This window comes from Pyxidicoccus fallax (genome assembly GCF_012933655.1).
In the GTDB taxonomy this organism is placed as follows: Bacteria; Myxococcota; Myxococcia; order Myxococcales; family Myxococcaceae; genus Myxococcus; species Myxococcus fallax.
In genome coordinates, this window is record NZ_JABBJJ010000466.1 from 1 (window position 1) to 8,086 (window position 8,086).

The 8,086-nt window shown below is 67.5% G+C and carries 7 protein-coding genes; 5 read left to right on the forward strand and 2 right to left on the reverse strand.

What is annotated here, in order from left to right; genetic code table 11:
* Positions 1 to 196 (forward strand): hypothetical protein (locus HG543_RS54800; RefSeq protein ID WP_211194701.1); only part of this gene is annotated, 196 nt, incomplete at its 5' end.
* A 697-nt stretch (positions 197 to 893) separates the two neighbouring features.
* Here HG543_RS54800 and sthA read toward each other — a convergent pair.
* Positions 894 to 2,291, reverse strand: a complete 1,398-nt coding sequence (sthA, locus tag HG543_RS49010; RefSeq protein WP_169351872.1) for a Si-specific NAD(P)(+) transhydrogenase — start codon at positions 2,289 to 2,291, stop codon at positions 894 to 896.
* Positions 2,292 to 2,513: 222 nt separating this feature from the next.
* Here sthA and HG543_RS49015 point away from each other — a divergent pair, with 222 nt between their 5' ends.
* From HG543_RS49015 to HG543_RS49030, 4 genes are all read left to right on the forward strand, one after another.
* Positions 2,514 to 4,664, forward strand: a complete 2,151-nt coding sequence (locus HG543_RS49015) for a xanthine dehydrogenase family protein molybdopterin-binding subunit (protein WP_169351873.1) — start codon at positions 2,514 to 2,516, stop codon at positions 4,662 to 4,664.
* A gap of 2 nt (positions 4,665 to 4,666) precedes the next feature.
* Positions 4,667 to 5,146, forward strand: a complete 480-nt coding sequence (locus HG543_RS49020) for a (2Fe-2S)-binding protein (protein WP_169351874.1) — start codon at positions 4,667 to 4,669, stop codon at positions 5,144 to 5,146.
* A 109-nt stretch (positions 5,147 to 5,255) separates the two neighbouring features.
* Positions 5,256 to 6,725, forward strand: coding sequence for an MDR family MFS transporter (locus HG543_RS49025; RefSeq protein ID WP_169351875.1), 1,470 nt, complete (start codon positions 5,256 to 5,258; stop codon positions 6,723 to 6,725).
* A 680-nt stretch (positions 6,726 to 7,405) separates the two neighbouring features.
* Complete coding sequence (locus HG543_RS49030) at positions 7,406 to 7,612, forward strand: hypothetical protein (RefSeq protein ID WP_169351876.1); 207 nt, start codon at positions 7,406 to 7,408, stop codon at positions 7,610 to 7,612.
* 182 nt (positions 7,613 to 7,794) lie between these two features.
* Here the strand turns inward: HG543_RS49030 and HG543_RS49035 are convergent.
* The coding region (locus HG543_RS49035; RefSeq protein WP_211194702.1) for a gamma-glutamylcyclotransferase at positions 7,795 to 8,086 on the reverse strand (292 nt) is incomplete at its 5' end.

Sequence of the window (8,086 nt, forward strand, 5' to 3'; positions counted from 1 at the left end):
GTTAGGTGCTGCCGGCTGCGCTTCGCAGCGCGACCTGGCTGGCACCTTCAAAGAATTGACTGCGGTTTCCGCAATCTGTCTTCTACTTGGGCTTGCTATTTGGTTTTCAAAGACCGAGTCGCTTGTGTTGCTCGCGACTTTCTGCTACCGTGCTGCTCGCCGTTTTGCAACCAGCGATGTGTCAGCTTCTATTTGAGTCAGCGTCCGTTTGCAACTTTTCGGTTTCGCTTTCTCGTGGCGTCCTCGAAGTCCTCAGCGCCGCCCAGTGGCTTCCGCTGTTTTCTTTCGAGGGGGCGCGGAATCTACCGTCTCGCCGCATCCCGTGTCAACCGCTGCTTCGTTGACCTCCCCAATCGTGTCGCCCGTTGAACTTCTTCCCGGGCTTTTTTGTCGGGGGCGCGGCTTCTACTTCGTTGCCGCGTCGTGTGTCAACCGCCTCGTTGACCGCCGTATTCCGAATTTCGTTTTCTGCTGACCCGCTTCCGGAGTTCCTTCCGCGCCAGTGCGCGGGCTCCGTTGCGAGGGGCGCGGCTTCTACTTCGTCACCGCGTTGTGAGTCAACCGCTTCCGTCGACTCATTCTTCCCCCTTCTTTCCGGTGGCCGTTCGCGCTGACTGCCGCGAGGAGGTTCCCGTTGGAAGGGGCGCGGCTTCTACCACCACCGCGTTGTGAGTCAACCACTGCGGTCGACTCATTCTTCCTCCCCTCCTCCAGTCACCCCGCGCTGTGACTGCCCGCGAGGGGTTCCCGTTGGAAGGGGCGCGGCTTCTACCATCGCCGCGTTGTGAGTCAACCACTGCGGTCGACGCGTTCTTCCTTCTTCTTCCAGCACCAGCGGGCTGCGACGGGCCGTCAACCTGCGAACCCCCTGGTTGCTCCCCTGCCCACCGGGCTCAGAACAGGCGGTTGATGCCGTTGAGCGCGGCCACCCGGTAGGCCTCGGCCATGGTGGGGTAGTTGAACGTGGTGTTGATGAAGTAGTCGATGCTGTTGCCCGGACCGTCCTGCGCCATGATGGCCTGGCCGATGTGGATGATCTCCGAGGCGTTGTCCCCGAAGCAGTGGATGCCGAGGAGCTCCCGCGTCTCCCGGTGGAAGAGCAGCTTCAACATTCCCACCGTGCGACCCGTGATCTGCGCGCGCGCCAGGCTCTTGAAGAAGGCGTGGCCCACTTCATAGGGCACGCCCGCCTTCGTCAGCTCGCGCTCGGTGCGGCCGAGGCTGCTGATCTCCGGGCTCGTATAGATGCCGGTGGGGATGTCCTTGACGAGCTTGTGCTCCAGGCGGCCCTCGACGATGTGCGTGGCGGCGAACCGGCCCTGGTCATAGGAGGCGCTCGCCAGCGACGGCGCGCCCACCACGTCTCCCACCGCGTAGATGTGGGGCACCGAGGTCTGGTACGCGTCGTTCACCTGGATGCAGCCCCTCGAGTCCACGGCGATGCCGAGCGCCTCCAGCCCCAGGCCACTGCTGTTACCCGTGCGCCCGTTGGCCCAGAGGAAGACGTCCGCCTTGAGCTGCTTGCCGCTCTTGAGCTGGAGCACCACGCTGTCCTCGCGGGCCTCCACCTTCTCCATCTCCTCCTGGTGGCGGATGAGCACCCCCTGCTCGCGCAGGTGATACGAGAGCGCGTCGGAGATCTCATCGTCCAGGAAGGACAGCAGCCGGTCGCGCGTGTTCACCAGGTCCACCTTCACGCCGAGCATCCGGAACATGGAGGCGTACTCGCAGCCGATGACGCCCGCGCCGTAGATGAGCATCGTCTGCGGCGCATCGCGCAGCTTCAGGATGGTGTCCGAGTCGAAGACGCGCGGATGGCTGAAGTCCACCCCGGGCGGGTGGTAGGGATGCGAGCCGGTGGCGACGACGAAGGCCTTCGCGGACAGCAGCTCGACGGAGCCGCGCGGCTCGGTCACCTCCACCGTGTTCGCGTCCAGGAAGCGGGCCTTGCCCACCACCAGGTCCACGCGATTGCGCTCGTAGAAGGTGCTGCGAAGTTGCACCTGGCGTGACACCACCGAGTAGGCGGTGCGCAGCATGTCCCTCAGGGTGGTGGTCCGAGCCAGCTCGGCGCGCAGCTCCGGATGGTCTCCCTGTACGTCCACGAGCCGCTGGACGGCGTGGCGCAACGCCTTGGAGGGAATCGTCGCCGTGTGCGTGCACGCTCCCCCCACGTAGGGGCTCTGCTCCACGGCGCACACCCTGCGGCCGGACTTCACCGCCTTCATCGAAGCCCCTTCTCCACCAGGACCGGAGCCGAGGACCACCACGTCGAACTGCCGAACGGTCATGGCCTGGAGCATTTCTCCAGGAGGCTCGGATGCAAGGAAACATTCATCAGGATTGCTGGTGACTCTCATGCGTCCAGGTGAGGGCCAGCCCGCTCCCTCTCAGAGGGCACCATCGGCACGGGTGGGAACCGAGCGTTGCGCCCATGACAGCAAGCCGGGCTCCTGATGAAATCCAGTTGTACCTGTTTTCCAGGACCGCATCTCTGTGAGATGCTCCGGCGCATGACGGACACGCCCAAGCAGCCCGAAACCGTCTCCGTGGTGGTCGATCGCCGCCGGTTCCTGACGTGGGTGGTGGCTTCACCCGCGCTGGTCGTCGCGGCGAGGCTGGGGCTCGACGTTCCCTCAGCCGAGGCCGCGGAGCCGATCGAAGAGACCGCGCTCAACCTCTACATCGCCATCCAGGCTGACGGGCGTGTCGTCACGACCCTGCCCCGGACCGAGATGGGCCAGGGCATCACCACGGGCGTGGCCATGCTCACCGCCGAGGAGCTCGACACCCGGCTCGAGTCGGTGGACGTGCGCACCGCCGACGCGGACCCGCGGTGGGTCATCCAGCTCACGGGAGCGTCCTCGACGATGCGCTACCTCGCGGGCCCCATTCGCGCCGCCGCCGCTACGGCCCGGGCGCGGCTGGTCACCGCGGCCGCGAACCGGTGGCGTGTCCCGGCGCACACCCTCACCACCGTCCGGGGCGAGGTGATTGCCCCTGACGGCCGCCGGGCCGGCTACGGCGAGCTCGCCGGGGACGCGGCGCGCGTGTTGCTGCTCCTCGTTCCGGCCACGCCCAAGCCGACGAGCGAGTACACGGTCGTCGGCCAGCCCACGGGCCGCATCGACGCGCGAGACATCGTCACCGGGGCGGCGAAGTACACGCTGGACCTGGACATCCCCGACGCGGTGCCCCTGGTGGTGGCCCGGCCTCCCACGATCCGTGGCTCGGTGCGGGACTTCGACGCCTCGACGGCGCTGTCGATGCCGGGCGTCCTCGGCGTGGCCCGGCTGCCCACGGGCGTCGCGGTCGCCGCGCGGACGTACGCCCAGGCCTTCGCGGCCCGCGATGCCTTGCGCATCTCCTGGGCCCCCGGTCCCGCGAGCCAGCTCTCCGACACCCACATCCGGAGCCGCCTGCGCGACGCCATCGGCGCGCGGCCCCTGCCTCCGCTGTTCACGGCCCGCACCCTCGAGGGACGTTTCGATTTCCCCTATCTGGCCCACGCGCCCATGGAGACGCAGGGCTGCGTGGCTCGCGTGACGGGAGACCGCGCCGAAATCTGGATGGGCGCGCAGGACCCGAAGTTCGTGCAGCGCGAGGTCGCGGAGGCGCTGGGCTGGGTGCTCGCCCCGCAGCGGGTCACTGTGCATGCCAGCCGCGCGGGCGGTGGCTTCGGGCGGAGGTTCTTCGCCGAGGCCGCCGTGGAGGCCGCGCTCGCGGCCCGGGCGCTCGGGCGGCCCGTGAAGCTGATGTGGACCCGCAACGATGACATGCGGCATGGGCGCTACCGGCCCGCCAGCCACCATCGCATCCTCGCCTACGTGGGCGCGAACGGCTCCATCCTGGGCTGGAACCACCAGGCCGCCATCCCCACCGTGGAGCTCCCCCATGGCTTCGGGGACCTGCTCACCGCGCTCGTCGGCCAGGCGCTTCCCGAGGTGACGAGCGCCCTCTTCTTCACGCTGTCGCAGCATGTGCCCTACCACTTCGGGCTCGTGTCGCAGGAGCTGCGCGAGGTCTCCATCCCCATCCCCACCGCGTCGTTCCGGTCCGTGTTCACCAGCCAGGTCGGCGTGGCCAACGAGGTCTTCATCGACCAGCTCGCCCGCGGGCTCGGGAGAGACCCCGTCGAGCTCCGGCGCTCACAGCTCAAGTCGGCCCGCTTGAAGGCCGTCCTGGACAAGGTGGCGCAGGAAGGACAGTGGGGCCGCGCCCTGCCGCCCGGAGTCGCCCAGGGCGTGGCCGTCCTGGAGGAATGGGACAGCGCCGTCGCCCACCTCGTCGAGGTGGATGTCACGGGCGAGGCCCCCCGCGTGCTGCGCGTGGTCATCGCCGCCGATGTCGGCCTGCCCATCAATCCGAAGAGCATCGAGGCCCAGCTCCAGGGCGCGGCCATCGATGCGTTCTCGACGACCCTCAGCGCCGGCATCCACATCGACGCGGGCGCCGTGCGCGAGGGCAGCTTCGCCGACTACCGGTGGTTCCGGATGAAGCACGCCCCCGCCGAAATCTCCGTCCACCTCGTCCGGTCCGACGACCGTGTCGGCGGCGTGGGAGAGCTTGGTTATCCCAGCGCGGCCGCGGCCCTGACCAATGCCATCGCGCGGGCGACGGGCACCATGCCCACCCGCTTTCCGCTGCTCGATTCGGGAGCCTGACCATGCCCGCCTACCAGTTCATCCTCAATGGCCAGACGGTGTCCGTGGAGGCATCCGCGGACCTGCCGCTCCTCTGGGCGCTGCGCGACCAGCTCGGAGTGACGGGGCCGAAGTATGGCTGCGGCGTGGGCGTGTGCGGCGCGTGCACCAGCCACCTCGAGGGCGAGGCCTTCCGCCCCTGCATCCAGCCCATCGGCGGCGTGGCCGGCACGCGGGTGACGACCATCGAGGGACTCGGTGGCGAGGGGCTCCACCCCGTGCAACAGGCGTGGATCGACGAGGACGTGGCGCAGTGCGGCTTCTGCCAGCCCGGGCAGATCATGGCCGCCGTCGCGCTGCTGCGGAAGAACCTCGACCCGAGCGACGCGGACATCGACGCGGCCATGAGCGACAACGTCTGCCGGTGTGGCACCTACGTGCGCATCCGCGCCGCCATCAAGCGGGCGGCTCACGCGCTCCGTGAGGCCGGGCGCGCGCCCTGAGCGTGCCGTCGCATCGACGCGGGACGATACGACGCGGGGCGCCGTTTGACGGTGGCGGCTTCGGGGCTTGCCCATTACAAGGGCCCTTCTCCGACGCCGCTCCGACAGCATGCGAAAAACCCATCGTCCCCTGACCACCCTGGCCCTCGCCCTGAGCCTCTTCATGGCGGCCCTGGAGGTAACGGTCGTCTCCACGGCCATGCCCACCGTGATTGGCGAGCTGGGCGGCATCGAGCACTACGCGTGGGTCTTCACCGCGTACATGCTGTCCTCCACCATCACCGTGCCCATCTACGGGAAGCTGTCGGACCTGTACGGGCGCAAGCCCATCCTGCTCTTCGGCACGGTGCTGTTCCTCGTCGGGTCCATGGCCAGTGGCCTGTCCACGTCGATGGAGATGCTCATCGCCTTCCGGACCCTGCAGGGCCTGGGCGCGGGAGCCATCCAGCCAGTCGCGCTCACCATCATCGGGGACATCTATTCGCTGGAGGAGCGCGCGAAGGTGCAGGGCGCCTTCAGCGCCGTGTGGGGCGTGGCGGGGTTGATTGGCCCGCTGACGGGCGGCCTCATCGTGAAGTACCTCTCCTGGCACTGGGTCTTCTTCATCAACGTCCCGGTGGGCGTGGGCACCGCGCTGCTGATGATGACCTTCTTCCACGAGCAGGTGCACCGCAAGCCGCAGAAGCTGGACTACGCGGGCGCGATGCTGCTGTCCGCCGGCGTGGTGGCCCTGCTGTTCGGTGTGCAGGGCCTGGGCTGGAATCTGTGGGCGCTGCCGGTGGCGCTGCTCCTGCTGTTCGCATTCGTGCAGGTGGAGCGCCGGGTGCCGGAGCCCGTCATCCCGATGTCCATCTTCAAGCAGCCCGCCATCGCCATCTCCTCCGTGGCGGGCGCGCTCTTCTCCGCGGCCATGTTCGGCGCGACCACCTACGTGCCGCTGTATGTCCAGGGCGTCCTCGGTGGCTCGCCCACGCTCGCGGGAGGGATGATCACCCCGATGATTGTCGCCTGGCCCGTGGCCAGCGTGTTCGCGGGGCGGATGCTGCTCAAGACGAGCTTCCGGCCGCTCATCGTGGGAGGACTCGCGCTGACGGTGGTCGGCACCCTGGTGATGGCGTTGCTGCTCAAGCCGGACTTGCCGCTCATCATCCCCCAGATCGCGATGGGGCTGTTCGGCGTGGGGCTGGGCTTCGCGTCCACCGCCCTGATGATTGCCGTGCAGACCAGTGTGGGCTGGGAGCTGCGCGGGGTGGCCACCGCCAGCAACATGTTCTTCCGCACCATCGGCGGCGTGCTCGGAGTGGGCCTGATGGGCGGTGTCATCGTGTCCCAGCTCCTGAAGGACCCGAGCATCCCCGTCTCCGCCGCCAACTCGCTGCTCGGGCCGGAGCACGGACATGACGTTCCGCCGGAGATGCTGAAGACGCTGAGCGGCGCCCTCAGCACCGGGCTGACCATCAATTTCTGGCTCATCTTCGTGCTCACCGCGGCCTCTTTCATCGCGGGGCTGTTCTTCCCCCGCGTCTCGCGCGGCTCGGGGACGCCTGTCTCCACGGCCGACGTGGCGGCTCCGCACTGAGACGGCTGTATTCATGTATCGTTGATACATCTCAATGCATTTCAATACATTGAATTCATGTCAATATCGATAATTGATATGTATTTGATTGAGATTCATTGAAAGCATGTTCATGTAGGCATGGGCCGTGGGTCGCGTGGAAATTGGCTGAGTATTTGTTCATGTAGGCACGGCCGATCAGCGGACATGGCGAGTCTGAATATGTGTTCAGCTCCGCCGCCTGGATCAGGCTCCCAGAAACTGCCTGATGATGCGTTCAGGTAGGCACTGCACTTCCAGGGTGCCTGGGAGTCACCGGCCCCTCTGTCTCGGGGGCCCGCCAGAAATGGCTGAAGACGTGTTCAGGTAGGCACTGGCCATGGCGCCGTCGTGAACAAACCGCTGAACACCCGGCCATGTGTGCATGGCCGATCAGATCGCGGTAAACGACTGATGGTCTGTTCAGTCGGTGAGATGTGCCGGAAATGGCTGAAGGCCTGTTCAGGCGGATGCGCCCGATCTGAACCCAGTGCCTGTTCATTCGTTCATGTGGGCATGGCCCTTCAGTCGGCCCCAAGCCAGGACGCTGGGACTGCCGTCGGGCACACCTGCGCCCCACCCGGGCTCACCGGGGCGCCGCTTGCGCACCCGTCGGCCCATCCCAAGCGTTGGGCGTGGCGCATCCACCACGAGGACCCGACATGACGAAGAAGATCCAGGAGGGCTACGGCGGCACGAGTGAGCAGCGCCAGCGCCATCTCCAGAACGACAATTTCTCCGAGCGCGCACCGCACACGCCGGCCGAGGCGGACGAGGTCCGCAGCACGCCCGACAAGGACGGAAGCGTGGTGACGATCCACCCCCTGGGGGAGGAGGATCAGGACGACCTCTGGCGCGGCAAGCCGTGAGCCGTCCGGCTCGCCTCAGCGCATGAAGAGGAAGTAGAGCACCGCGCTCAGCGCGGCGGACACGGCGATGCTGCCGAGGCAGCCAAGCTTGTTCGAGAAGAAGAAGAACATGGACGCGCCCAACCTGCGCATCCGCGCGCGCCAGGGAAGCCCCGGCGCGCACTTCCCTGTCCACGGGTGGACTACGCGCCGCGCTTCAGCCGCTCCACGTACTCCGCCGGCAGCCCCGCCGCCTGGGCGCCGCGCACCAGCGCCTCCACGAAGCGCGGGCTCACCGGGCCGTCCTGCGAGGCACGGCGCGGGTTGGTGACGAACGCCGTCGCCTCCAACTCCTGCCCGTCCACCCGCACCCGCACGGGGCGCTCCACGCACATCCCCGTCACGAAGCCTTCCTTGTGCTGGACGATGGGCCAGTCCTGCCCGCGAATCTCGAACAGACGCCCATACACCTTCCCGCCCGCCGCGTCCGTCAGC